The organism is Flavobacterium anseongense (genome assembly GCF_021608185.1).
GTDB lineage: Bacteria > Bacteroidota > Bacteroidia > Flavobacteriales > Flavobacteriaceae > Flavobacterium > Flavobacterium anseongense.
Map to the genome: position 1 here is coordinate 205,987 of NZ_JAKIHN010000001.1, position 26,979 is coordinate 232,965.

General features: G+C 35.2%; 25 protein-coding genes and 4 tRNA genes. 4 read left to right on the forward strand and 25 right to left on the reverse strand.

Annotated elements, in window-relative coordinates; genetic code table 11:
• Positions 1 to 11: 11 nt before the first annotated feature.
• From rplA to L1S35_RS00935, 16 genes are all read right to left on the reverse strand, one after another.
• Positions 12 to 701 (reverse strand): 50S ribosomal protein L1, encoded by a 690-nt coding sequence (gene rplA / locus L1S35_RS00860; protein ID WP_236395825.1) that lies wholly within the window; start codon positions 699 to 701, stop codon positions 12 to 14.
• A 3-nt stretch (positions 702 to 704) separates the two neighbouring features.
• Positions 705 to 1,151 (reverse strand): 50S ribosomal protein L11, encoded by a 447-nt coding sequence (rplK, locus tag L1S35_RS00865; protein ID WP_236395827.1) that lies wholly within the window; start codon positions 1,149 to 1,151, stop codon positions 705 to 707.
• A gap of 64 nt (positions 1,152 to 1,215) precedes the next feature.
• A complete protein-coding gene (gene nusG, locus L1S35_RS00870) occupies positions 1,216 to 1,767 on the reverse strand; it encodes a transcription termination/antitermination protein NusG (protein ID WP_236395828.1) in 552 nt (183 codons plus the stop codon).
• A 10-nt stretch (positions 1,768 to 1,777) separates the two neighbouring features.
• Positions 1,778 to 1,975: a preprotein translocase subunit SecE gene (gene secE, locus L1S35_RS00875; RefSeq protein ID WP_236395829.1), complete on the reverse strand. Its 198-nt coding sequence runs from the start codon at positions 1,973 to 1,975 to the stop codon at positions 1,778 to 1,780.
• A gap of 16 nt (positions 1,976 to 1,991) precedes the next feature.
• Positions 1,992 to 2,062, reverse strand: a tRNA-Trp gene (locus L1S35_RS00880).
• A 64-nt stretch (positions 2,063 to 2,126) separates the two neighbouring features.
• The gene (gene tuf, locus L1S35_RS00885) at positions 2,127 to 3,314 is read right to left on the reverse strand and encodes an elongation factor Tu (protein WP_236395830.1); all 1,188 of its coding nucleotides are present in this window, start codon (positions 3,312 to 3,314) and stop codon (positions 2,127 to 2,129) included.
• A 62-nt stretch (positions 3,315 to 3,376) separates the two neighbouring features.
• A tRNA-Thr gene (locus tag L1S35_RS00890) sits at positions 3,377 to 3,448 on the reverse strand.
• Positions 3,449 to 3,643: 195 nt separating this feature from the next.
• Positions 3,644 to 3,724 (reverse strand) — tRNA-Tyr (locus tag L1S35_RS00895).
• Between the two features lie 23 nt (positions 3,725 to 3,747).
• Positions 3,748 to 3,821 (reverse strand) — tRNA-Thr (locus L1S35_RS00900).
• A 91-nt stretch (positions 3,822 to 3,912) separates the two neighbouring features.
• Positions 3,913 to 4,215, reverse strand: coding sequence for a ribosome hibernation-promoting factor, HPF/YfiA family (gene hpf, locus L1S35_RS00905; protein WP_236395831.1), 303 nt, complete (start codon positions 4,213 to 4,215; stop codon positions 3,913 to 3,915).
• Positions 4,216 to 4,247: 32 nt separating this feature from the next.
• Positions 4,248 to 5,144, reverse strand: coding sequence for a tyrosine-type recombinase/integrase (locus L1S35_RS00910; RefSeq protein ID WP_236395832.1), 897 nt, complete (start codon positions 5,142 to 5,144; stop codon positions 4,248 to 4,250).
• A gap of 71 nt (positions 5,145 to 5,215) precedes the next feature.
• On the reverse strand, positions 5,216 to 5,410 hold the full coding sequence (gene rpsU, locus L1S35_RS00915; RefSeq protein ID WP_236395833.1) for a 30S ribosomal protein S21: 195 nt from the start codon (positions 5,408 to 5,410) through the stop codon (positions 5,216 to 5,218).
• A 235-nt stretch (positions 5,411 to 5,645) separates the two neighbouring features.
• Positions 5,646 to 6,818, reverse strand: a complete 1,173-nt coding sequence (locus L1S35_RS00920) for an acyl-CoA dehydrogenase family protein (protein WP_236395835.1) — start codon at positions 6,816 to 6,818, stop codon at positions 5,646 to 5,648.
• A gap of 29 nt (positions 6,819 to 6,847) precedes the next feature.
• The gene (locus tag L1S35_RS00925; protein WP_236395837.1) at positions 6,848 to 7,729 is read right to left on the reverse strand and encodes a helix-hairpin-helix domain-containing protein; all 882 of its coding nucleotides are present in this window, start codon (positions 7,727 to 7,729) and stop codon (positions 6,848 to 6,850) included.
• Positions 7,730 to 7,732: 3 nt separating this feature from the next.
• On the reverse strand, positions 7,733 to 7,960 hold the full coding sequence (locus L1S35_RS00930; RefSeq protein ID WP_136150612.1) for a PspC domain-containing protein: 228 nt from the start codon (positions 7,958 to 7,960) through the stop codon (positions 7,733 to 7,735).
• A 23-nt stretch (positions 7,961 to 7,983) separates the two neighbouring features.
• The gene (locus L1S35_RS00935; RefSeq protein ID WP_236395839.1) at positions 7,984 to 9,252 is read right to left on the reverse strand and encodes a DUF2851 family protein; all 1,269 of its coding nucleotides are present in this window, start codon (positions 9,250 to 9,252) and stop codon (positions 7,984 to 7,986) included.
• Positions 9,253 to 9,308: 56 nt separating this feature from the next.
• On the opposite strand from L1S35_RS00935, the gene L1S35_RS00940 reads away from it, so the two are divergent.
• The gene (locus tag L1S35_RS00940) at positions 9,309 to 10,958 is read left to right on the forward strand and encodes a GLPGLI family protein (protein WP_236395840.1); all 1,650 of its coding nucleotides are present in this window, start codon (positions 9,309 to 9,311) and stop codon (positions 10,956 to 10,958) included.
• On the opposite strand, the gene L1S35_RS00945 is transcribed toward L1S35_RS00940, so the two are convergent.
• The 8 genes from L1S35_RS00945 to L1S35_RS00980 form a co-directional block, all read right to left on the reverse strand.
• Complete coding sequence (locus L1S35_RS00945) at positions 10,959 to 11,126, reverse strand: DUF8506 family protein (protein WP_236395841.1); 168 nt, start codon at positions 11,124 to 11,126, stop codon at positions 10,959 to 10,961. It lies immediately after the preceding gene.
• A 1-nt stretch (position 11,127) separates the two neighbouring features.
• Positions 11,128 to 11,706: an ATPase gene (locus L1S35_RS00950; protein WP_236395842.1), complete on the reverse strand. Its 579-nt coding sequence runs from the start codon at positions 11,704 to 11,706 to the stop codon at positions 11,128 to 11,130.
• A complete protein-coding gene (locus tag L1S35_RS00955; protein ID WP_236395843.1) occupies positions 11,707 to 13,068 on the reverse strand; it encodes a pyridoxal-phosphate dependent enzyme in 1,362 nt (453 codons plus the stop codon).
• A 205-nt stretch (positions 13,069 to 13,273) separates the two neighbouring features.
• A complete protein-coding gene (locus L1S35_RS00960) occupies positions 13,274 to 15,148 on the reverse strand; it encodes a putative porin (RefSeq protein ID WP_236395844.1) in 1,875 nt (624 codons plus the stop codon).
• A gap of 139 nt (positions 15,149 to 15,287) precedes the next feature.
• A complete protein-coding gene (locus tag L1S35_RS00965; protein WP_236395845.1) occupies positions 15,288 to 17,201 on the reverse strand; it encodes a S8 family serine peptidase in 1,914 nt (637 codons plus the stop codon).
• Positions 17,202 to 17,329: 128 nt separating this feature from the next.
• Complete coding sequence (locus L1S35_RS00970) at positions 17,330 to 18,181, reverse strand: hypothetical protein (RefSeq protein ID WP_236395846.1); 852 nt, start codon at positions 18,179 to 18,181, stop codon at positions 17,330 to 17,332.
• A 64-nt stretch (positions 18,182 to 18,245) separates the two neighbouring features.
• Positions 18,246 to 19,748, reverse strand: a complete 1,503-nt coding sequence (locus L1S35_RS00975; RefSeq protein ID WP_236395847.1) for a RagB/SusD family nutrient uptake outer membrane protein — start codon at positions 19,746 to 19,748, stop codon at positions 18,246 to 18,248.
• A gap of 12 nt (positions 19,749 to 19,760) precedes the next feature.
• On the reverse strand, positions 19,761 to 23,021 hold the full coding sequence (locus tag L1S35_RS00980; RefSeq protein ID WP_236395849.1) for a SusC/RagA family TonB-linked outer membrane protein: 3,261 nt from the start codon (positions 23,019 to 23,021) through the stop codon (positions 19,761 to 19,763).
• A 188-nt stretch (positions 23,022 to 23,209) separates the two neighbouring features.
• Here L1S35_RS00980 and rnhB point away from each other — a divergent pair, with 188 nt between their 5' ends.
• Complete coding sequence (rnhB, locus tag L1S35_RS00985) at positions 23,210 to 23,809, forward strand: ribonuclease HII (RefSeq protein ID WP_236395850.1); 600 nt, start codon at positions 23,210 to 23,212, stop codon at positions 23,807 to 23,809.
• 4 nt (positions 23,810 to 23,813) lie between these two features.
• Here rnhB and lipB read toward each other — a convergent pair whose 3' ends face one another.
• Positions 23,814 to 24,506, reverse strand: coding sequence for a lipoyl(octanoyl) transferase LipB (lipB, locus tag L1S35_RS00990; protein ID WP_236395851.1), 693 nt, complete (start codon positions 24,504 to 24,506; stop codon positions 23,814 to 23,816).
• A gap of 212 nt (positions 24,507 to 24,718) precedes the next feature.
• Here lipB and lysS point away from each other — a divergent pair, with 212 nt between their 5' ends.
• Both lysS and L1S35_RS01000 read left to right on the forward strand, forming a co-directional pair.
• The gene (gene lysS, locus L1S35_RS00995) at positions 24,719 to 26,410 is read left to right on the forward strand and encodes a lysine--tRNA ligase (RefSeq protein ID WP_236395852.1); all 1,692 of its coding nucleotides are present in this window, start codon (positions 24,719 to 24,721) and stop codon (positions 26,408 to 26,410) included.
• Between the two features lie 108 nt (positions 26,411 to 26,518).
• Positions 26,519 to 26,956, forward strand: a complete 438-nt coding sequence (locus L1S35_RS01000) for a DUF4890 domain-containing protein (protein WP_236395853.1) — start codon at positions 26,519 to 26,521, stop codon at positions 26,954 to 26,956.
• The last annotated feature ends 23 nt before the right edge of the window (positions 26,957 to 26,979 follow it).

A 26,979-nucleotide genomic window follows, 5' to 3' on the forward strand; every position in this document is an offset into this window, starting at 1 on the left:
TTAACTACCAATTATACTGCTTTAGGATCTAAAGCAATAGCAGGACTCATAGTACTTGACAAGTGAATTGACTTGATGTAAGTACCTTTAGCTGCAGTTGGTTTTAATTTAACTAATGTTTGAATAATTTCGTGTGCGTTATCAACAAGTTTGTCAGCCTCAAAAGAGATTCTTCCAATTCCTGCGTGAACGATACCTGTTTTATCAACTTTGAAGTCGATTTTACCAGCTTTTACTTCAGCAACAGCTTTACCAATTTCCATGGTTACTGTTCCAGTTTTAGGGTTTGGCATTAAACCTCTTGGACCTAATACACGTCCTAATGGACCTAATTTACCCATAATAGCAGGCATCGTAATGATTACATCAACGTCTGTCCAACCATCTTTAATTTTTTGAAGGTAATCATCCAATCCTACGTGGTCAGCACCAGCAGCTTTTGCTTCTGCTTCTTTATCCGGAGTAACTAAAGCTAATACCTTAGTATCTTTTCCTGTTCCGTGAGGAAGGGTTACAACACCTCTTACCATTTGATTTGCTTTTCTTGGATCAACTCCTAAACGAACTGCAATATCTACTGACTCATCAAATTTTGCAGAAGCAACAACTTTCAATAAAGACGAAGCGTCTTTTAAAGAATAAAGTCTGTTTTTCTCAATTTTTGAAGCAGCTTCTTTTTGTTTTTTTGTCAATTTTGCCATGTCTTACGCTTGTTTTAGCGGAGAATCTCCAGTTACAGTTATACCCATAGATCTAGCTGTTCCAGCAATCATGCTCATTGCAGATTCGATTGTGAACGCATTTAAATCAACCATCTTGTCTTCAGCGATTCCTTTGATTTGATCCCAGCTTACGCTAGCAACTTTTTTTCTGTTAGGTTCGCCTGAACCAGATTTTAATTTAGCAGCATCCAATAATTGAATTGCAGCAGGTGGAGTTTTTACAACAAAATCGAATGATTTGTCTTTATACACGGTAATTTGTACCGGTAACACTTTGCCAGGTTGATCTTGGGTTCTAGCATTAAATTGCTTACAGAACTCCATGATATTAACACCAGCAGCTCCCAGAGCAGGTCCAACCGGTGGCGACGGGTTCGCAGCACCTCCCTTAACTTGTAGTTTAACTACTTTACTAATCTCTTTAGCCATTGTTTTTAAAAAATTGCATTAATCTGTGGAAGCAGACTTCTGCGGTTTATAATAGTGTAACAAATTATACTTTTTCAACTTGCATAAAACTTAATTCTAATGGTGTTTTTCTTCCGAAGATTTTCACCATCACTTCCAGCTTACGCTTTTCTTCATTGATTTTTTCAATAGTTCCGTTGAATCCATTGAAAGGTCCATCAATAACCTTAATTGTTTCATCGATTTTGAAAGGTATCGCCTGAGTATCTGTATTTACAGCTAACTCATCAACTTTACCTAACATTCTGTTTACTTCAGACATTCTTAATGGCACAGGTTCTCCACCTTTTACTTCACCTAAAAAACCTATTACACTTGTAATCGATTTGATAACATGAGGTATTTCACCAACAAGATTAGCTTCAATCATGACATAACCAGGAAAATAAACTTTATCCTTTGCTATTTTTTTACCATCTCTAACTTGAACTACTTTTTCGGTAGGCACAAGAACCTGAGATACGTAATCCGTCATTCCTAATCTATTGATTTCTGTTTCGATATAAGCTTTGACCTTATTTTCTTGTCCGCTTACAGCTCGAACCACATACCATTTTTTCACATTATTATCTGCCATTTCAGAGAAATTATGATTTTATCAAATTAAAAATCCCAGCAATTGCTTTTGCACACATTTCGTCAACTCCCCATGTTGCTAAAGCAAAAACCACTGAAAAAACGGCTACTATAATAGTAAGGCGTTGCACTTCAGCCCATTCCGGCCAAGTAACATTTGATTTTAACTCTTCAAATGCTTCTGATATATAATTAACAACTTTTGTCATTGTATTTTATTTTTTGCACGGGCGGAGGGATTCGAACCCCCATCAACGGTTTTGGAGACCGCTATTCTACCCTTGAACTACGCCCGTTGATTATTATTAAAAACCAGTGTCGTCCAAAAACGACACTGGAATTATTTATTTATTTAGATAATTAGTCTAAGATCTCAGTAACCTGACCAGCTCCAACTGTTCTACCACCTTCACGGATAGCGAAACGTAATCCTACGTTCATAGCAATTGGGCTTAACAAGCTTACTTCGATAGTCAAGTTATCACCTGGCATTACCATCTCTACACCTGCTGGTAAAGCAATAACTCCTGTTACGTCAGTTGTACGTACGTAGAACTGTGGACGGTAGTTATTGTGGAATGGTGTGTGACGACCACCTTCTTCTTTTTTCAAGATATAAACCTCAGCTTTGAATTTAGCATGTGGTTTTACTGAACCTGGCTTAATGATAACCATACCTCTTTTGATATCAGCTTTATCAACACCTCTTAACAATAAACCTACGTTATCTCCAGCTTCACCTCTATCAAGGATTTTACGGAACATCTCAACTCCAGTGATTGTAGAAGTCAATTTATCAGCTCCCATACCGATGATTTCAACAGGATCTCCAGTATTAGCAACTCCAGTTTCGATACGACCTGTAGCAACAGTTCCACGACCTGTAATTGTAAATACGTCCTCAACCGGCATCAAGAATGGTTTAGCATTATCACGTACCGGCTCTTCGATCCAGCTGTCAACAGCTTCCATTAATTCAATGATTTTTGGTACCCAGTTTGGATCATTGTTCAATCCACCTAAAGCAGAACCTTGAACAACAGGACCATTATCTCCATCATATTCGTAGAAAGACAATAAGTCTCTGATTTCCATTTCAACTAATTCTAATAATTCCGCGTCATCAACCATATCCACTTTGTTCATGAATACAACAATTCTTGGAATACCTACCTGACGTCCTAAAAGGATGTGCTCACGTGTTTGTGGCATTGGTCCGTCAGTAGCAGCTACTACTAAGATAGCACCGTCCATTTGAGCAGCACCAGTAACCATGTTTTTTACGTAATCCGCGTGACCTGGACAGTCAACGTGTGCGTAGTGACGGTTAGCAGTTTCGTACTCAACGTGTGAAGTGTTGATAGTAATACCTCTTTCTTTTTCTTCAGGAGCATTATCAATTTGATCAAATGATTTTGCTTGACAGTAACCTGCATCAGATAATACTTTAGTGATTGCAGCAGTTAATGTAGTTTTTCCGTGATCTACGTGCCCAATTGTTCCAATGTTCAAGTGGGGCTTATTACGGTTAAAATTTTCTTTTGCCATTTTAATGAATTTTAATCTTAGTTATATATTTATTTTAGTGTTCAATTTTCAATTTAAATTTGAGCCAACTACGGGAATTGAACCCGTGACCTCTTCCTTACCAAGGAAGCACTCTACCCCTGAGCTAAGTCGGCAGTTTCCCTGGCTATAAACCAATGCGGATTACAAGTAAACTTGTGATCCTGATAAGGCGTTGCCTCCTTATCTTTTTTTTTTTGGATTACCGCCATTCTGGCGATTATCCTGTATCGTCGTTCCGACGATACCAAGCTTTTTGAATTTCATTTTTTTGAAAGCAAGCTTTCAAAAAATGCCTTTTAAAAATCTTGTGGGGAGAGCAGGATTCGAACCTGCGAAGTTCTCACAGCAGATTTACAGTCTGCCCTCGTTGGCCGCTTGAGTATCTCCCCTAACCATATTTCAATAAAAAAAGAGCCGGCGGAGGGACTCGAACCCACGACCTGCTGATTACAAATCAGCTGCTCTAGCCAACTGAGCTACGCTGGCAATATCAATAAAAAAAGTCCGCTATTTCTAACGGACTGCAAATGTATATCTTTTTGTCTTTCAATCAAAACATTTTTAAAAAAAAATTATTTTAAATATGTGTTCTTATTTTTTCTTTTCTTTTTATCAATAATCGCTCTAACGATTCTGCCGAAATCTCTATTGCTTCCTCAAAAGTTTTGCATTGTTTTTTTACCATAAAATCGTCTCCCGGAACATGAATTTTAACCTCAACTACTTTATTTTCTTTATCACTTGTCTTTTCAACCTTCAAAAAAACGTCAGAAGAGACCACTTTATCATAAAATTTTTCAAGTTTACCCAATCTTTCATGAATAAAATCCACTAGCTTTCTGTCAACGGTAAAGTTAACGGCATGAACACTTACCTTCATAATCAAATCTTTTATTAATTAAACATTTAGAATTACTTTTTGTTTCTAGGATGCGCACTATTATAAACCTTTTGGAGTTCCGCTAAACTATTGTGTGTGTAGACTTGTGTTGATGCTAAACTAGAATGTCCTAATAATTCCTTTACTGAATTTATGTCAGCCCCATTGTTTAGTAGATGAGTCGCAAATGTATGTCTTAATATATGCGGACTTTTTTTTACCTTCTCTGAGACATTACTAAAGTAATAATTTATTAACCGATAAACAAACGAATCGTTCAATTTAACGCCATTTGTTAACAGAAAAAAATAGTCAGGTTCTTTAACATCTTGTATACTTGACCTTTCGGATAAATATTTTTTTATCTGCTCTTCAATTATTGTTAAAATTGGAATAATCCGTTCCTTATTTCTTTTCCCAATAACTTTGATGGTTTTATTCGATAAATCTATGTTCTGGGTTTTTAAATTGATTAGCTCTGTTCTACGAATTCCGGTTGTGTAAAACAAATCAACTATTAATTTATCTCTTACTCCTTCAAAACCTTCTTTATACTTTATCTGATTTAAAACTAAATCGAGCTCCTTTTCAGAAAAAGGAATCTGGATTTTCTTTGGAGCTTTTAATGCTTTGTGTTTCAATAACGGACTGGACTCAATCTGCTTAGTCTTGAGCAAAAATTTGTAAAACGATTTTAATGAGGAAATTTTTCTATTAATCGAAGCATTCGAAATTCCATCATCAGAAAGCGAAACTATCCATGAACGAATTTGGCTGTAATTTACCCCAAGCAAATTATCATCGTCAAATTCTCCGGACAAAAACGATTCAAAAAAACCAATGTCATTCAAATAAGCAGTAACGGTATGTCGAGAATAATTCTTCTCTAACAATAAATAATCATAAAATTTGTTTTTAAAATTTTCCATAAAAAAACCGTTAGCATCAAAGTTATAAAACTTTATTACTAACGGTTAGTATATTTACAGAAAATTAACTACTAACTTTCTATACTGTCTTTCAAGTTCTGTATGTAAGCAGCTTTTTGGATTTGTGCTCTTCTTACCACTGAAGGTTTGATAAAAGCCTGACGTGAACGCAACTGACGAACAGTTCCTGTTTTATCAAATTTTCTTTTATAGCGCTTTAATGCTCTATCGATATTTTCTCCGTCTTTAATTGGTATAATTAACATAATCTAGACACCTCCTCTCATTTAGTGGGCGCAAAGATAACAGAAAAAAGAACAAAGAAGCAAGAAGAAAGAAAAAAAGTTTAATAAATTTTTGGGCGTGTCCCTTCGGGTCGGGCTTTCCGCGCTATACGGTAGCCGCTCCAATCCCTCACGCAAAAGAAAGGGATTAGGGAAAAGTAAAAAGGGATGAGTTATCCATCATACAACTTATCCCTTTTCCCTTATCTCTTATGCCTTACTTCTTAACTGCCGGCTGATAACTCTGTTTGTCAATAATCATCTTAGACAAAATCTCTCTAAGGATTTCAGAAGTTCCGCCTCCAATTGGTCCCAAACGACTGTCTCGTAACAAACGCGCCAACGGATATTCTTCCATATAGCCATAACCCCCGAGCATCTGCAGACAACTGTAAATAGTTTCATCGGCAACTTTAGTCGATTTTAATTTGGCCATCGTGGCTTCTTTTACCACATATTCTTTATTGTTTAATCGAGCAACTGCGGCATAATTAAATATTTTGCAATGGGCAACATCTGTGGCATGATCTACCATAGTATGTCTTAACGCCTGAAATTTATCGATAGTTTTACCAAATGCTTCCCGATGCGACATATAATCAATCGTATATTCGATAGCATATTCTGCTCTAGCATGGGCATTGATTGCCATGATTAATCGCTCTAACGCAAAATGCTGCATAATATAGCCAAATCCTTTTCCTTCTTCTCCCATTAAATTTTCTTCTGGAATTTCTACATTGTCAAAAGAAATCTCAGCAGTATCCGAAGCTCTCCAACCCAACTTATCTAATTTTGTTGCCGAAACCCCTTTCAGATTCGTATCCATCAAAAACATGCTTATCCCTTTGTTTCCTAAATCTGGACTTGTTTTAGCGGCAACTACATAATAATCGGCATAAACTCCATTTGTGATGAATGTTTTAGAACCGTTTATGATATATTTATTTCCTTTCTTTATTGCTGTTGTTCGCATTCCGGCAACATCACTTCCTCCAAAAGGTTCCGTTAGGCATAATGCCCCTATCTTATCTCCTGAAATACTCGGAGCTAAATATTCTTGCTTGATTCTTTCATCACCTTCGGCATTTAAATGCGTCATTGCCAGATAAGCGTGTGCCCAAATGGCTGCAGCAAAACCGGAAGATTTTATTTTTTGAAGTTCTTCTAATAAAACAACGGTATAAAACAAATCCAAATTCAATCCGCCATAAGCTTCAGGATAAGCCAAACCGAAAAACCCCATATCGCCAAACTTTTTCCAAATAAAGCGTTCAATGGTTCCTGTTTTTTCCCATTTTTCAATATGAGGCACTACTTCAACCCGTAAAAAGTCTTTTAGGCTTTCTCTAAACAGTTCGTGCTCTTCTGTAAAATATATTGAATTCATATAACTACCTTGGTTTTTTAGTCATTCTTTTAGAATTCCAAATATAAGGCAATTATTTTGATTTTTTCAGCCGGAAATCCTTTAATTTTTGATAAATCCTCAATGGTAATATCGCCATTCATAGTTCGGTAAACAACTATATCTTTGGCTAATTGGTATCTGAAAAATGGGAATTGTGTTAACTCTTTGACTGATGCATTGTTGATGTTTATTTTTTTGCAATTTGAAGTCGATTTCACAACAAAAGAACTTTTCAATTTATCAATGACTTCGGGTGACAAACCCCAAATATCATTCATTTGTTCCATAGAAACGAAAGCGCCATACTTTTCTTTCTGCTCTAAAATCCTATCCGAAATTTTATCGCCAATACCATACACTTTCATAAAATCTTCTTTCATTGCCTGGTTGATATCGAGAACGGAAATCTTTTCCTGTTTTGAAAAATCATTTTTAGCAAAAGTTTGAAAGTTGGACTTTTTATTATTCACCCAATCAGGGAACTTGAAATAAGGAGAGATTGCCTTCAACAAAGAATCGGATATTTTAGTCACAGCTTGAAATTCGGTGGCAGAATTCACAAACTTATTTTGTTTTCGGTAAACCAGCAACCTATCTATTTCCTCTATAGACATTCCAAGTTTGTATCCTTTGAAGTCAGTTATGAAATTTGGGTTGAATGGATAAATCGTTGGTTTATAATTTTTGTCATCGAGCTTTAAACTGTCAACCGAACTTTGAAGTGCCAGCCATTTGGATTTTTCTTTGTCGTTAGTTTCTATAGTCGTAAAATCAGCAAAAAAATAAATCCCCTGAACCAAAATGATAATTCCAAAAAACAACAAAACTCCAATTCGTTGACTTTTCGAATAGGTTAAAAAGGACTGTATTATTGACGCATTCGTTTCCAAAATTTACAAATCAAAGACAGAAGTTCGTTTTCCCCGAATTAAATCTTTCAGCCTAATCCAAAAAGCTAAAGTTAAATACACCCCAAACCACAAACCTGCTGTAACAAAAGTGATGTAGATAAAAAACAAACGCACATTGGAAGCACGCATTCCAAGTTTATCCGCCAATCGGGAAGAAACGTGAAAGCCGTGTTTTTCGAAGAAATATTTTAATTGAATAACTACTGACATTGATCTTGTTTGAAAAATTAAAATTACTCTTTTAAAAGCTGAATTCCAAGGGCACATTGCAAACATTTACTGTGATTGCAATACTCATTTTTTAACTGCAACAGCGATTGTGTTTCGAAAGCATTCCTGGATTTAATTCCAAAACCGGAAAACTTTTCAATGATTACATTTTTCTCGGCAGCGACTTCACGTATCAAATCTAACAACGATTCCGCTATTTCTTTACCTAGACTTTTAGCATACGCAAACTGAATCGGGACAATAGTATTGATAACCAACAAATCGATGAACGATTTTGAAAAAGATGCTTTCTTCTTTTTACTTTCCTTATCAAATTGATAATGCGTCTGCCAATATTCTGAAATCGAAATTTCAAATAGCTGATATAATTCTTTCATTGTTTTAGTAACAATTATTTTCGAAAATAAGTTTTGCTGCTTGTGATATAACATTGCCAATTGTGCCAAACGTATCGTCGGAAAATTATCGGGTCGATGTTTAAAAAACTGAATAGGTTCGATAATTATTTTTTCCAACCGATGTTTTTGCGAAATATACTCAAACCGCTTTTTCAAATCTTTAGTATAATTATCCTGAACATCCATCGGAAACAAATCTGCCATTCCAAAAAATAAACTTTCTAAATTAGCCGCTTCTCTACTTTCCTTTCTAACAATTGCAAACGGAATCGATTTAGCCATTTTCAGAAAAGCTTCTCCATTCGTATTCAAACCGAAGTTCTTTGCCAGCATACAAAACAAAACCGCTTCCCAATCATTTTCTGTTTCTTTTAGCAGTTGCTCAATCGGAATATATTTTCGCTCCAACCTTTCAATAAATAATCTTTCCTGCCAATTCGTCAAAAGAAAACTATCAATCCTTGCAATTTGACTTTCGCAATAAATCCATGATTTTGGCAATGTCAAAGCATTATAATTTTCTAAATCCTTTTTCAACACATACTTTTTAAGTTCTAAAACCGGAATTTCGGAATTGTCTTTTCTGAAAACCGGTGTATCGTGTTCCCAAACTACATGTAGAATTACGCTGTCATAATTCTCGTCTTTCTCATGATGATGCAAATACCAATCGGAAGATTTGATATGGATTTCAACATTTCCTGCCCATTTTTGATTGCCTAAAACAATTTGAGCATTAAAGAAATCCGGGCCACTTTGCTGCTGATAATTTCCGGAATTTGTTATCGTGAGCAATTCTCCGGCAACAGTTGTTAGGTTAGAAAAATCAAACTTCTTATATTGCCATACATAATGAAGAAAATCTTCTTTCACAATTCCTAATTTTCAACTAAAGTAAGAAAATTACTTTAATATTCAAAGTTTTTGTAATGAAAAAATTACTTTTTTTAGCTTTTCTAATTCTTTCAGCTAATTCGTTTTCTCAAAATTATAAGATTACTTATTTGAAAAGTTCCAACGGAACATTGATTGAAGGGCAGGATCCAATTTGGGTTTTTACTTGTTCCGACATAACTCAAATAAGTTCTCAAAGTATTTTTAATGGAAAAGCTGATTTTCCAAACGAAATTATTTTTGTGGACAGAAAAACAAATTCCTTTAACCAAGTTGCAGATTTGGATGCAACTAAAAAAATTAATTCAAAAGACAGTATTTCTCTCGGAAAGCAAACTTTTGAATACTTAGATGAAACAAAAAAAATATTGGGCTACAATTGTAAAAAAGCCAAAACAATTGTCAATTCAAATACCATTGAATTTTGGTATACAGACGAATTGAAAGTCAAAGGTTCACCAACGGTTTTGGGACAAAATTTAGGTTTGGTTTTAGAAATGGTGCGCAATGGCAACTTTGTAATTGCCGCTACAAAAGTTGAGAAAATAAAAATGTTCCCGACAGTTCCAGATTTATCTAAATCAATAGATGTGCTGACATATAAAGATTTGCTTTGGAAAAGCCGCTTCACAACCATCTCTGTTTTTAAAGACCAAGTCATTAACTTTTCAGACCGGTCAAAATCAAATGACAGCATAATGAGATTTGCCAATGGAACTATTGCCGTTAGAAAAGTAAAAATTCCGGAAATAAAAGTCGGTAGTCAGATTTTTATGGATGTTACTGAACAATCTAATGGCGATGCTTATGACAGAACGGGGTCCTTTTTTATCATTCCGACAGACAAAGCAGCTTCTTTTTTGGATGGTTTGAAAAACGGTGTCAAAACATTACCGATTTACACTAACGGAAACGGGAAGGAATATCAAGGTGTTGTTGCGACGGAAAACTATAATCCTGTTGTGGAACTGATGCGATTTTATACGCCATTTGGAGTGAAACAATACAACACGCTTCAGCTCAAAGATAAAACCTGGGCGGAAAATGTTTTATACCGTCAGGATGTTTCTGATTTGAGAAGTTTACTGAGTAATCAGGAAGTTTGGATTGGCATCAACATTGGGAATTATGACAAAGGAGGACACAAAGTTTCAGCTAATATCACCATTCATAACGAAGAAGAAAGTAAAGTTAATCCAACCCAAATCATTCCTCTTTTCTGCACGAATAACATCATGGAAATGGCTGGACAGGAATATGGAACAATGTTCAGTTCTGATAAAGGTTTGGAAGTTACTTTCCATTTAGACAAACCTATGAAAAATTGCAGGCTTCGTTATATTACAACCGGTCATGGTGGTTGGGAGAACGGCGATGAATTTGTACCAAAGAAAAACACCATTTTACTTGACGGAAAAGAAAGTTTCAACTTTACGCCTTGGCGACAGGATTGTGGTTCCTATCGTTTATCAAATCCGGCATCGGGAAATTTTCCTAACGGATTATCTTCTTCTGATTATAGTCGGGCGAATTGGTGTCCGGGAACGGTTACGAATCCTATTTTTATTGACTTAGGAAATTTAGAAGCCGGAACACATTCAATACAAATAAAAATTCCTCAAGGTTTACCCGAAGGAAGTAGTTTTAGTTCTTGGAATGTTTCGGGTGTTTTGATTGGTGAGTAACTAAAGACTTAAGTCTGTTGCTTTGATAGTAATCACTTTACCATCACGCATGATTACTAATGATTGATTTTTTTCAATCTTGCTTTGGATTAATCGTTGAGAAACAATCTTTAATCCTTTCATCACTTTTTCTGAAAACTCAGAAGTGTTTTTTGATTTTCTTGCCATATTAACAAAAATCTGATTTTATCTTCAACCATTTTTCGGGTTGATAAATATTATTTTCTGTACTGGTATTTCCTTCAGCAATGATTTGAGAAACCGTTTCTGAATTGTCAAATATAATCCAATCGTCGCACAAAGGTATATAAATTTTGAATAGATTTTCCAAACCTCTTTTATATCGTCTCGAAATGATTTCCTTCGGAATATTATGACCTCCTTCTTTTACTCGTATTTTTACTCTATCAATCGCCATTTCTATAGAAGGCAACCAAAAAAATAAAAGCTTTATAGCATATCCATGTTCTTTAGCCCATTTTAGTTTTGACTTGTATGATTTAGTTGACAAAGTAGTTTCAAAAGCAAAGTTTTCTTCAGACAATAATAAATGTTCTATTCTTTCTAACATAATTCTTCCGGCTTCAAAAGCTACTTTTTCAGGTTGGAAAGGAGATAGCCCTTTAGCAATCTCATCAGCATTGACAAACTCTTTACACTTTAAAATTTCGGGTAAAATGGTGTAGGAAGCAGTTGTTTTTCCTGCACCATTACAACCTGCAATTATATAAAGATTTTTTGCTTTCAATTATTTTATCGAACTGATAATATCGTGTTTGGTAATAATATGATGTTTGCCATTTCCCAAATCAACTAATACCGCTTGATTGTCTTTATTGATTAGTTTGGATATTTCTTCAATTGGTGTATTTGCCTGAACTATTGGATAAGGTTTACCCATAATTTCTCGGATTGGTTTTTCGGCAATATCTCTGTCTTCTACATAGCTCCTAAACAAATCGGTTTCATCCAGGCTTCCCACAAAACCAGTTGTATCAATTACCGGAATCTGTGAAATATTATATTTTTTCAAACGCTCGATGGCGTGCGAAACCAATTCTTCGGTACGAACAACAACTAATGGTTTGTCTTTGTGGTCTTTGATAACATCTTCGGCTTTGGTGATATCTTCATCCAAAAATCCTCTTTCGCGCATCCAGTCGTCGTTGAACATTTTGCCAACATAACGACTCCCTGAATCGTGGAATAGAACCACAACCACATCATCTTTTGTGAAATGCTCTTTTAACTGATGCAATCCTTTGATGCACGAACCAGCTGAATTCCCCACAAAAATCCCTTCTTCTAAAGCTATTTTTCTGGTGTAAACTGCAGCGTCTTTATCGGTTACTTTGGTGAATCCGTCGATGATTGAAAAGTCAACGTTTTTTGGCAAGATATCTTCTCCGATTCCTTCAGTGATGTAGGAGTAGATTTCGTTTTCGTCAAAGATTCCGGTTTCGTGGTATTTTTTGAAAACTGAACCATAAGTATCAATTCCCCAAACTTTAATGTTTGGATTTTTTTCTTTCAAATATTTTCCGATTCCCGAAATGGTTCCGCCTGTCCCTACTCCAACTACAAAATGCGTTACTTTTCCATCGGTTTGCTCCCAGATTTCAGGACCGGTTTGTTCGTAATTTGCTTTTGCATTTGATGGATTATCGTATTGATTTACGTACCATGAATTTGGAATTTCGGTGCTCAATCTTTTGGAAACTGAGTAATACGAACGCGGATCGTTTGGTTCAACATCGGTTGGACAAACGACTACTTTAGCACCAACGGCGCGAAGGATGTCCATTTTTTCTTTGGATTGTTTGTCGGTGATTACAAAAATACATTTGTACCCTTTTACGATAGCGGCAAGTGCCAATCCCATTCCGGTGTTTCCTGATGTTCCTTCGATGATGGTTCCACCAGGTTTTAATCTTCCGTCGGCTTCGGCATCTTCTACCATTTTAAGTGCCATACGGTCTTTGGTAGAGTTTCCGGGATTGAAGGTTTCTACTTTGGCCAAAACCAAAGCATCAATTCCTTCTACGACTTTGTTTAGTTTTACTAAAGGTGTGTTTCCGATAGTTCCTAATATGTTTTCTGCGTAGTTCATTTTCTTTAAGATACTGAGTTGCTGAGGTACTGAGGTACTGAGCTTTTTTATTTTAGATTACAAAGATATTGATAAAAAGAAGGTTTGCAAGTTTGGAGAACGTTAATTCGAAAACGTTTGCGTGCGTGATGGGAACGGCATCCTTTTGCCCTGGTGTTCAGGGCAAAAGATATAGTGGACAGCGCGTTTTCACGCCCAATAAAAATTACTGAAAGAAATTCCAGACCAAACCGAATCGAATCATAAAGTCACGATAGGGATAATTTGGTGCGGTGTAGAAATCATTTCCGGTCATTTTGGAGTTGAAATGTTCTAACTTAAAGAAGATTCTGGTTTGACGAACCCGGGCATTGACAAAAAAGTCTATCATTGGGAAATCCCCAACTTTTCTTTGATTTTGGACAAATGCTTCGGTTGTCACCGGATTGTAATCGTTGATATAGTGTTTTGTGAAATAATTAAGCGTAAAACCGGTTTGCAGATACAGCGCTTTTTTGAAGTAATAATTGGTAAAGTATAGTGAGTTTCGGGTCACGATTTTTGGTACATTCAAAATGTCATCTTCCTGATCAACCTGTTGATACAATATTGTATTGTCTAAAGCCAATTTCCACCATTTGAACTCACGGCTGACTTTTACCGACAAATAATTGATGGCTTTGTCGTATTGTTTTGGAGATATGATTTGCTGCTGTGGATCGGTGGCATCGTTACTAAAATACAAATGGTCTTTGATAGAGCTTATTTGCAAGGAAGCATCGAGCCATTGGGTTTTAGCCGTAGCTTGTATATTATTTATTTTTTCATTTTTGAAATCGTTATACCAATTGTAGCCAACATAACTACTTTGGTACAAATTATAAATATGATCCGGAATTTTATTCAGCATTTGGTATTGGAATACAAACTCGTTTTTGTCGTTGAGTTTGTAGTTCAGTTTGGCATCAAAATTTGACATCGGTTGTTTTGTGATTGAATTGGAATAGGTAAATGTTCCGTTCCATTTGTTTTTTCTGTAGTCATATTGTCCGCCAACTGTACTGATTTCGTTACTTAAAGCACTCGGAATTATACCAGAATCTAAAATCAATATTTTATCATAGTAATAATTGAATCGGAAATCTTCGACAAAGAATTGGAATTTTCCGAGTAGTGAATTTTCGTAAATGGCGCCAACTTTATTATACATTCGGTTATAACGCGTGTGGTCGTTTATGTTTGATGAAACATAAGAATCTCCGAAACGTTTAACAATGGTATTTCCAACTGTTGATGGCACTGTTTTTTGATTGTATTCAAAAAATTTATTTTCGTAATTGAATTGGTGTGTTATGTATAGATTGTTGTCTCCTTCTTTGCTGTTAATCCTGAAATTATGATCGAAGAAAGTTCGTTTTCCTTTCATAAAAGATTTAGCATCTTTTAAGTAAACTTCGAGTCGGGCACGATTTGAAAAGGCGCCATCTTCGCTTTCAAAATCTTCAATGGTGGTAATTCCGCCATTTTCTCCATTCAGAAAATCCTGTCCGGTGAAATGGAAATTCAGATAATATCTTTTGTTTAAAGTATTGTAGCTTGAAGTGAACCTAAAATTTCCTGTGCTTGACAGTTGGTTGATGTATTTCCCCAGAGAACGCAATCCTTTGAAGGCAACCGACATATTAAATCGTTCGGAAGTATTAACCGTAATAAAGGCATCGACTGATTGCCCTTGTTCCATTACTGTTTTGAAATACAACTCGGTAACCGGTGTTGCTACAGAATAGTATTTAATATCCTTTACTCCAAGATAATTGAATTGTTTTCCTGAGAAACCAATTTCGGGAAACGAATAAAAATCTTTCATTCCGAAATCGAGAACTGCATAGGTATGACCTTCGTTGGCAAAAGGCAGAAGTCCAAAAATATCTTTTCGCAAGTAGTTGTATTGGTATTCCTTTTTGATGGTTAAAGAGGTATCAACATAGGTAGTATCTCTTTGCAATGTTATAATTCTGTATTGGTCGAAGGTTCCTTTCTTAATTAATGCCGGTTTACTCTTTTTAGAATTTAAAGAATCATTAGTTGACCCAACGCTCATTTGCAAATTTCTACCTTGTGAAAAAACAGTAATTGAAAAAAGAAGAAAACTGTACAAAAAAAAATTTCTCATTACGCTTGCTAAAGTAGGCAAATGTAATGAGAAATTAAGGACAATAAAACGAATCAAAAGTAAAAGATTATTTTTTCACAATCTTTTCTACGAAACTACCGTTTTCGGTAATTAAATTTAACATATATACTCCTTTTATTAACATAGAAGTATCAATAGTAAAGTTGCTTTGATTGGTTAATTTTTCTGATTTTATCAATCTGCCTTGAATGTCGAACAGTTGATATTTCGTAATATTATTAGCATTAGTAACATGCAGCAAATCATTAACAGGGTTAGGGTAAACTAAAATTTGCTCTCTTGAAAAATCGTTATTAGCAAGATCTACTTGATCAAAGCCTGAAACTATTAAACTATAGTTTTGAAATCCGCCATCTAAAGTCCCTTTGTGTGTAACTTGTATTGTATAAGTTCCTACTGCATTTTCAACTTCAACTTTCTCAACATTGTCCACGGTGTTATCTCCTTTAATAGCACCTGAGTTAATTGAATTTAAATCTAGCTTCCATGGTAAAGAGACTTCGGTATCTTTTATTATTCTCAAATCCAAATCATTAATTAAAGCAGGGCTTGGAGAATTCAATTGGTTGTTTTTAGGAGTACCCGGAACATCTGTCCAACATATAGTTGCTTTTAGTGTTTGTGGATTTGTAACAATAACATTAACCGTATAGGTGCTACTTTGATCTAAGTTTAATTCACTAACAATAGCGGTAGGTGTTGCGCTATTTGCGTTAGTAATTGCTAATGCTGATTCACGGGTATTTAATAAACCCCATCCAAAACGAACATCCGGACCAATTGAGTTTGAATCATCAAAAGCAGTATGGCAAACCAACCCTTTTAAGGTAGCCGATTTCATATAAGAAGCATGTAAATTATTATAATGCTGTTGTAATAAAATTAGAGAACCCGCTACACTAGGAGATGCCATCGATGTTCCTGATAAAGTAGCATAACTTGTGGTAGTTTCATTGCTTGAAGAATAAAGATTAGTTCCATCAGCAGCTATATCCGGTTTAATTCTACCATCATCGGATGGACCTTGGCTACTTGAACTATTGATTACCAAATTAGTTAAAGTTCCATTAAATTGGTTAACTGTTGGATTAGCATTAGCAACAACTAAATTATTTTTACTGTTTTTTTCACCTGTTAATTTATCTATTCCCGGGTACAAGCCATTTGAATACGATTCATTGCCAGAATTTCCTGCGGACATAACAGTTAAATAGTAAGGTAAGGTATAACTAATTTGATCCCATTGAGCAGCATCAGTATTGTAACAACCCATGTACCAATCGCCTACCTGTTGGTCTCCATTATCGTTAAAAATTGGGACACCGTAAGAATGATTAGAAATCAACAAACCATTATTAGCAGCTTCACTAGAAACTTCAGACTCATCATTTGTCCAATTATAAGAAGCCAAATTAGCTTCATATGCCATTCCTCTGGCACTTGTAGCAACACCTTTTGCGCCAACAGTTCCTACAACATGTGATGCATGTTGATCTGCAGCGGGTATAGGAGTAGAAGTATCCGGAGTAGTCACTCTGGAAACTGTCCCATTCATAAACTCTTGGTGATTTTTTAGGGCATAACCACCATCCCATATGCCAACTTTCATTCCAAGACCGGTAAGGCTTAAACCTAAATTACCACCCGGATAAAGCGTATTGGTTTTGGAAGCCATAGCGCTTAATCTATTATCTGTTGCTGTATAAACTGGTTTATTATCGATTACATCAATTAATAAATATTTTGTGCCATTCGCAACATATTCTCTCTTTGCAGCTAAATTAGAATCTAAATAGTTTCTTATTTTTTCCTCACGAAGGTTTTTTAAACTTAAAATATTCTCATTTAATTGATTAATTCTGTTTATATCGTATGATTTTTTAATTAAATCTATTTCTGCTTTAGTTTGAGAAAAACAAGAGATAGTTGATATTAAAAAAAACAAAATTGTTTTTTTCATAAAGTTTGTATTTTTTATTTGTAGTAGTTAATAATTTTTCAAAAGTAGAAAAAAAGTAGCAATAACAGTTAATTAAATAAAAAAAACCGAAACGTAAAGTTTCGGTTTTTTATAAAACATAATTTTATTTATGGAAGAGTAAAAGTAGTTTCTTGTAAGAAACCAAAATCTCCACCACCTGAAGCTAATACAGTAGTACCTAATTTAACAGTATAGGTACCTGAAACAGTTGCGCTTGTATACATACCATCTCCGTAATCATCATAAATGGTAAAAGTATATTGCCCACCTGGCAAACAGTAATTAGGTGATGTGAAAGTACTTTGATCAGCAAAACCTAATGCAGCATACCCAGTGATTGCATCACCAGCAGCATTAAAACCACCTGAAGCAATTACATTCATAGAAGCGTCACGCAAATCCCATGCAGTTTCCTCTGGGTAATTATCAAATTTAATGCTTACAACAACTTTATTAAAGTCACATCTTTCTTCAACATTGTAGGTTATTTTACCTGTATTAACAACGTTAACATAATTTACTGGTATTGATGATCCAGCTTCATAAACAGGCGTTGTTGTAAAAGAATTTATTCCAACATCTACACCTACTTCTTGTCCTAAACCAACAACAAGTTTCTTTCCAGCACCAATGTTTGTACCTGTAATTCCTACAGTAAATGTTCCAACCAATTCACCAGCTGGAATAGTTACTGTAGCAGGCACAGTATAATAACTAGCATCAAGCGTAGTAGCTGGTGTTGCTGGAGTTCCGGATAAAGTCATGTCTACAACAAGTGCAAAAGTTCTGTCAACACTAGATGCATAAGTAACATATACCTTTGATTCAGTTGTTATTGATTCATTAGGATAAAGGCTAAAAGTTTTTGATGATGGCACTTCTAAAGAAACATAATTATAATTCTTCAACGTACTACCAGTACCTTCATCCTCACAGCTTACTAATACTATTGAAAGCATTAAGAAAGCAACAAATAAAAAATTATTTTTTAAATTTTTCATAATCTACTTTTAAAATTAAAAATTAGTTCTGTCCAGTAATCGCTGGATTATTAAGTATTTCGGATTGAGGTATTTGAAATGACATTTCATCACTGTCAAATGCAAACGATTGACCTGAACGGAAAACATGATTTGTACCACGAGTTACAGTTGCTTCATTACGTTTCATAGCTAAATACGACTTACCTTCACCCCACATTTCAATTCGGGTATTCAAGTAAATAGCATCTTTTAAAGCTTGACCGCTCAAAGGATCTACATACGCATCAGCAGCTGCCGCACCACCAGCAAAACGGATAGTCATAAGGTCTTTTAATCTATTTTTTGCAGTAGCTTCATCACCAGTTTTTGCTGAAGCTTCAGCACTTAGTAAATAAAACTCATCAAATCTCATAAAAATAAGATCCGTTGTGATTATATATTGCTGACCAGCAACTCTTGCAGGATCAAAAAACTTATTAATTGGCATTCTGTTAGTAGTACCAGAAGTACCAAATTGGGTTCTTCTAATATCACCTGTTGGTATAGCAGCTAATAAACCGGTATCAATAGACTTTCTATCTCCTGCCCAGGCATAACTATAGGTAAAATAATCAATTTGTCCCCACCAATCTACTAATTGATGACCTAATTCTTCAGTCAAATCAAATCCCCACATCCATGAAGGAGTGTTAACATCATTAAACCCAGATCCTGCTCCCGGAAATGCAAGTTGTCCTCTTGTAGTCAATGTATAACCACTATTATTAATAATGTCTTCAGAAGTAACTTTAGCCTGCGCATAATTACCTTGTGCAGCATAAGTATAAGCTAAAAGTCCTTTTGCCACCCATGGATCAATTTTATCTTTTGTAGGACGAGTATAATCACTCAACAAGTCTATTGACTGCAACAAATCACTTTCTATTAAAGCATAAATTTGAGATGCAGGAACTTTTGCTAAATTATCATTTTCATCACCAACATAATATGGTAAAATCGGTTGTGATAAATCATTCGTACGTTGAAAAATTTGTGCCAAATAAAAATAGGCATAAGCTCTCAATGCTTTAGCTTGAGCATATATATGACGCGTTTCAGTAGATGCCGGCACGGCGTCATTACCACCCAACTGGTTAATAATTTCATTAGAAGTACTAATAACTTTATAATAGTAAGTCCAAATAATAGTATTTTCTTGTCGAGTAAAATCAACAGGAGAAATTAAATTAGCTACATTCTGATACCATCCATAAGAGTTTGATGAAAGAGCCATATCTGAAGATAACATATCCAACCAAATATCAACTCCTTTCTGACCTAAATCATAATGACGACCTGTACCAACAACACCTCCTGGCTCAATTACGAAATTATACAAACCATCCAGACCTCCTTGCACAATGCCAGGATTAAGCTCTGCCGCTGCAGCAACTTCTTCACCTGTCAAAACTCTTGTATCTCTTACAGGATTAAGAAAATCTTCACTACAACCTACTCCTAAAAATGAAGTAGCAATTAATAAGTAAACTAAACTTTTTTTCATATTTATTTTTTTTTAGAATTCAACTCTTGCTCCAAAACTAAATGTAGTCATTGGAATATAACCACCTATACCACTAGTACTTGTGAAAGTTTGAGGATTAAATCCTTTTCTTGCACTAAAAAGGGCTAAATTATCACCAGATATATATACGTTCAATTTTGAAAGCCCTAACCTATCAGTATAACTTTTTGCAAGTGTATATCCAAGTCTTGCATTGTTAAATGCAATATAATCTGATTTAATTAAAAAACGTGTGGATTGTGCACTTGAATAAGTATCTTCAGTCGTTAATCCTGCAGACATACGAGGCACATTGGTAATATCACCTGGTTGCTGCCATCTGTTACGTATATCAACATGATAGTTATTTGAGCCAATTTGGTCTCCAGTCTGCATTAATTGTGCATACCCATTGTCATAAGCATACCCGCCAAAACTATAACCAAACTGAGTGGTAAGATCAAAATTTCTATAACTTGCATTTATACGGAATGCACCTCTAACTTTAGGTATAGCAGATTTTCCAGTAAATTTTTGTGTAGCTATAGATGAATTATTAGTTAATGTTTTCTCAACATTAGCATCTGGATTTTTAGCAAGATAATCAGTGTAATTTGAAATTGCCACATCACCATTATTAAAAACCCCATCATCATTAACATCATTATAATACAAATTATACAATCCTAATCCTGTTGCCGGATCAACTCCTACCCATTCTCTCATATAGAATTCATATAAAGAATGACCTTTAACCAAAGCTGCAAGACCTGTATTTGGATCAAATTGGAATATTTTTTCTTCACCTGTAATATAATCATTAGGCATATCCACCATTTTACTTTTCAACATTTCTCCATTAACACCTACTGCTAATTTAAAAGCTTCAGGTTTATCACCTTTCAATACTTGATAATTAATATCAAATTCTAAACCACTATTTTGTAATTTTCCACTATTAAACTGTATATTGGTGTATCCTGAAGAAGGAGGAAGTGCATTATCGAAAAATAAATTTGTAGTATTTTTAACGTAATAATCAACATCTAAATTTAAACGATCAAACCATGAAGATTCAAAACCAACTTGTGCAATTTTTGATGTCTCCCAAGTAAGATTAGGATTAGGACGAGTAGCATTTGGCGCATATAAAATTCCTCCTGTAAGCGGTGTAATATTGTAAATACGGAAACCATATTGAAAAGCTGTTCCTTGATCACCAATAACACCATAACTCGCTTTTAATTTTAAGTAATCGATAAAACTTGCTTTCTCAAGAAAACTTTCTTTAGAAACAACCCAACCTAATCCAACCGATCCAAAAGTACCCCATTTGTCATTAATAAAACGAGAAGAACCATCTCTACGAGCAGATGCTGTCAAGAAATATTTTTGTTGATAGTTGTAGTTTAACTGAGCAAAATAACTTTCAAGTGTCCAACCTAATTTATAGTGTGTTGGAGTACCAAATAATGTAGTATATTGATAAAGTGTCTCAGCCATTGGAATCACCGCTCCGGTTGCTCCGGTTGCTAATCTATCTTGTCTGAACTCTGTAGATTCATGCGCTACAAAAGCTTCTACCCTATGTTTATTGGCAAAAGTTTTATTAAAACGCAACAATTGTAAAAAGTTCTGATTAGTAGATTTAATATTATCTAAAAACAATGCACCATCACTACCTGCATTTTGACCATAAAAAGGGTTGCTAACACTTAATCCTTCATTCATTTCATATTGACCACTATAACGTGTTTCAAAATGTAACGCATCAGTTATTTTGATATCAGTATTAAAATTACCCAAAAATGTAGTTGCATCTGTTTGCTCTTTATTCAAAGTAGCTTCTGCAATTCCATTTGAGTTATTAAGAAACCTTCTTACAGGATTCCCGTTATCACCATTACCAAAATCAAACTGATAACCTCCGAAATATGGATCTGCAACTAGATTTCCACTTGCATCTCTCAAATATGGATCATAAATTGGAGGTGCTCCAACAGTGTATGAAAACAAGTTTACAGAAGTAGCTTGGTCCGCACCGTCTGTTTGTAAATATCTACCACCTGAATAAGAAATGCTACCACCTATTTTGAACCAATCATTAACATTGCTTTCTAAATTTAAACGAGTAGTATATCGTTTGTAACTCGAATTTATTGCCGCACCTTTATCATCTAAATAACCAAATGAAGTTGCATATTTAGTTTTATCATTTCCACCACTAAACTGAACGTTTGCCTCGCTTCTCAACCCAGTACCAAAAGCAGTATCTTTCCATGACGTTGGCGTGTATCTACGAGAAACACCACTGGCTACTTGTCCTGTCGCAGGATCAATGACTTGGTCTCCAGGAACATCCCACATATTATACGCGGGATCAAGACCTATTGCATTCGAACTGTCAAACAAATTAGTGCTTGCATATGCATTCGGATTTGGATTACCACTTAAAAAAGCATTTTGTCTCAACTCACTCCAAGCAAGACCTATATATTCTTCAGGAGAAGTAAGCACTTCGTAATTTGGCAATCTAAAGCTATTAACACTTGTTCTTACATCAACCGAAACCACCGATTTACCTGCCTTACCTTGCTTTGTTGTTATCAAAATAACTCCATTAGCACCTCGAGAACCATAAATTGACGTGGCAGCAGCATCTTTCAAAACTGTAATATTGGCTATATCTTCAGGATTAATTGCCGAAATATCACTACTGTACGGAGCCCCATCAACAACATACAATGGCGAACGATTTCCATTTATCGAACCAAAACCACGAATACGAATTGTCGCATCAGCACCCGGCGCTCCACTTCCTGTTATAACGTTAACACCGGCAACCTCACCACGTAATGCTTGAGAAACATTTGAAACTGTTTTGGCTTCAATATTTTCAACTTTAATTTTTGTTGCTGTTCCAGTGTAAGCTTCTTTTGTTGTTGTACCATAACCTACAACTACAACTTCCTGTAACTCTACTCCTTCACTTAAAACAACATTGTAACTGTTGGCAGCACCAACAGTAACCGATTTTTTACTGTAACCAGTAAAAGATGCTTCTAAAACATCTCCTGCTTTTGCTTTGATGGTAAATTTACCGTCAAAATCTGTTTGTGTGCTGTTTTTTGTTCCTTTAACAACAACATTAGCACCCGGTAATGGTCCAGTTTTATCTGAAACTACACCTGTTACAGTTTTCTCTTGTGCAAACGAAAACTGCATTGATAACGCTAACAATAGCGTAAAAATCCATTTGAACTTCGATCTCATATTATTTTTATTTGAGTTAGTTATTCTGCAAACTTCTTAATTATTTCTTAATTAACCAAATATTAACAGTAAATAATCATTTTTAAAATGTGTTAAATATTTTACCTATTTATCTAACTCTAGAGTATGATACAAATGTTTTTGATGGGTTGCGTCATTTTCTATATTTTTGTTAAAAAAAAATTTAAATGCTTCAATTTAAGTTCTCAGATTTTGATATGGAATGCGGAACTGACGAAGCCGGCAGAGGATGCCTTGCAGGGCCTGTCACCGCTGCTGCAATAATTCTTCCAGATGGCTTTGAGTTGAAATTATTGAATGATTCAAAACAGCTTTCTGAGAAAATACGTGAAGAGCTAAAACCATTAATAGAAAGTAATGCTATTAGTTTTTCGGTAACGCATTTGGATTCAGGTGTCATTGACAAAATAAATATTTTAAACGCCTCTATAAAAGCCATGCATGATTGCATTGAAAAACTAAATCCTATACCTAATTATATTATAGTAGACGGAAACCGTTTTAAACCCATTAACAACATTCCCTATTCCACAATAATAAAAGGAGACTCAAAGTATATGAGTATTGCTGCAGCTTCGGTTTTAGCAAAAACCTACAGAGATGAATATATGGATAGAATCCATGAAGAATTTCCAATGTTCAACTGGAAGAAAAATAAAGGCTACCCAACATTAGAACATAGAGAAGCCATTAGAAAATACGGCACAACCAAATACCACCGAATGTCGTTTCGCTTATTGCCTGAACAATTAAAGTTGGAGTTTTAGAATCCTATATAAAGGTAGAATCGAAAAGTTTAGAAAAATGTCTTGTTATCTTTTCTTTTACTTCTTCTTCATTGACGGTTTGTCCAAGTTCAACATGCATCGATGTAACCGCTTTCCCTTTAATACCACACGGAATGATATTGTCAAAATAACCAAGATTTGCATTTACATTTAAAGCAAAGCCATGCATCGTTACCCAACGACTGGCACGAACTCCCATAGCACAAATTTTTCGGGCAAACGGCGTTCCTACATCTAGCCAAACTCCGGTTTCACCTTCACTCCTTGTACCTATTATATTGTATTCTGCCAAAGCCAATATTATTACCTCTTCCAGGAAGCGTAAATATTTATGGATGTCAGTAAAGAAATTTTCTAAATCAAGAATAGGATAACCTACAATTTGTCCCGGGCCGTGATAAGTAATATCGCCACCGCGATTGATTTTATAAAAGGTAGCTCCTTTTGTTTCCAATTGTTTTTCGGATAAAAGCAGATTACTCATATCGCCACTTTTACCTAAAGTATATACGTGTGGATGTTCGACAAACAGAAAATGATTTGGCGTTTCAATTTCGGGGAAAGTTCTTTTTTGGAGTTTCAAATCCACTATATGCTTAAAAAGTTCTTCCTGGTAATCCCAAGTTTCTTTGTAATCCCGATTCCCTAAATCCTGTAGTTGAATTTCTTTGTTCATTATTTGAATAGCAAAGCGCAAAGTTACAAAGTTTATAAGTTAACCCGACGTTAATCTTTTAGCCCCGATTGGAGCAGTCTCGTCTTTTGGGACGAGACGCGGAAAGCGGGAATATGGACAACTGATAAAGCCCAATCCTTTCGCTCCTAATTTCAAAACCACTTTGAAACTTTGCCACTTATCCCTATATTTGCACGCTTAAATACAATACTATGCAACTTTCAGAACAAGAAATCATTAGAAGAGACAAATTAAAATCTCTTCGCGAATTGGGAATCAACCCTTATCCTGCAGATTTATTTCCTGTAAACCATACTTCCAAACAGGTTAAGGAAAATTTTGAAGAAAGTAAGAAGGTTATTGTTGCCGGTCGTTTGATGAGTGTGAGAGATCAGGGGAAAGCTTGTTTTGCCGAATTGCAGGATAGCGAAGGCAGAATACAGTTGTATTTAAACCGCGATGTAATTTGTCCCGAAGAAGATAAAACCCTATACAATCAGGTTTTTAAAAAACTGACCGACTTAGGAGATTTCATTGGTATTGAAGGTGAATTATTTACTACACAAGTTGGCGCCAAATGTATACGCGTAGATAAATTTACTTTTTTAAGCAAAACATTGCGTCCATTACCATTGCCAAAAACGGATGAGGCTGGAAAAGTTCATGACGCTTTTAATGATGCTGAATTGCGTTACCGTATGCGTTATGTTGATTTAGTTGTAAATCCGCATGTGAAAGAAGTTTTTATGAAAAGAACAAAACTGTTCACTGCCATGAGAACCTTTTTTAACAATGCCGGTTATATGGAAGTTGAAACTCCGGTTTTACAATCTATTCCGGGTGGAGCTGCTGCGCGTCCATTTATCACACATCACAATAGTCTTGATATTCCTTTGTATATGAGAATTGCAAACGAATTGTATCTGAAAAGATTAATCGTTGGCGGATTTGATGGCGTGTATGAGTTTTCTAAAAACTTCAGAAACGAAGGAATGGACAGAACGCACAATCCGGAATTTACTGCAATGGAAATATATGTAGCCTACAAAGACTACAACTGGATGATGGAAATGACCGAAAACCTTTTGGAATATTGTGCCAACGAAGTCAACGGAACTACCGAAGCAACTTTTGGCGAACACAAAGTAAACTTCAAAGCGCCATATGCAAGAGTTACGATGACCGATGCTATCAAACAATTTACAGGTTTTGATATTTCGGGCAAAACTGAAGCCGAACTTTTTGAAGCTGCCAAATCGATGCATATTGAAGTGGATGAAACTATGGGTAAAGGAAAACTGATTGATGAGATTTTCGGCGCCAAATGTGAAGGCAACTTTATTCAGCCAACCTTTATTACCGATTATCCAAAAGAAATGTCGCCGCTGTGTAAAGAACACAGAGACAATCCAGATTTGACAGAGCGTTTTGAGTTGATGGTTTGCGGTAAAGAAATCGCAAACGCTTATTCCGAATTGAATGACCCAATTGACCAACGAGGTCGTTTTGAAGCACAAATGGCTTTAGCAGAAAAAGGCGATGATGAAGCCAATGGAATTATAGATGAAGATTTCTTAAGAGCATTAGAATACGGAATGCCACCAACTTCCGGATTAGGAATTGGAATGGACCGATTAATTATGTTTTTGACCAACAATCCGTCTATTCAGGAAGTACTTTTCTTCCCGCAAATGCGACCGGAGAAAAAGCAGTTAGAATTAACCGATGACGAAAAGCTAATTATTGGTTTACTAAAAACAGAAAACAATCAACCGATAGCACAACTCAAAGACAAATCGGCTTTAAGCGGAAAAAAATGGGACGCAGCCATGAAAGGTTTAGCAAAACACGGCTTAACCAAAGTAGCTGTTGATGGCGAAAACAAGACAGTGGTTTTGAATTAAAATAAAAAAGAACTCAAATGAGTTCTTTTTTTATAAAATTTAGTTAACCATTAAACCTTTTAAAAACCAAGTCGTCCTATCGGCACATTAATTAAAAAACATATAAAAATGAAAAAAGTAATTGTAGCCGCATTATTAGTTGTTGGAATAACAGCATTTGCTCAGGAAAAAGATGGAAGAAGAGCCGGAAGAGAAAAATTAACTTCAGAACAAAAGGTTGATCTTCAAGTAAAAAAACTAACCAAAGACTTAGACTTAAACGAAAAACAAGCAAAAGAAGTTAGAGCTTTAGTAACTACAGAAGTAGCCAAAAGAGAAGCTAAAAAAGCTGAAATACAAGAGCTGAAAACCAAAAAAAGAGAAGAAATGAAAGCGCAAAGAGAAGCGGATCAAGCTGCTATAAGTTCAGACATGAAAAAAATATTAACTGCTGACCAGTATGCTAAATGGGAGAAAAATCGTGAAGAAAGAAAAGCTAACATGAAAGAAAAGCTGGCAGAAAGAAAAGAAAAAAGAAAATCAAAAAGTCTTCCTGAAAGTAAATAAAAAATAAATTTTGAGTTTACGTC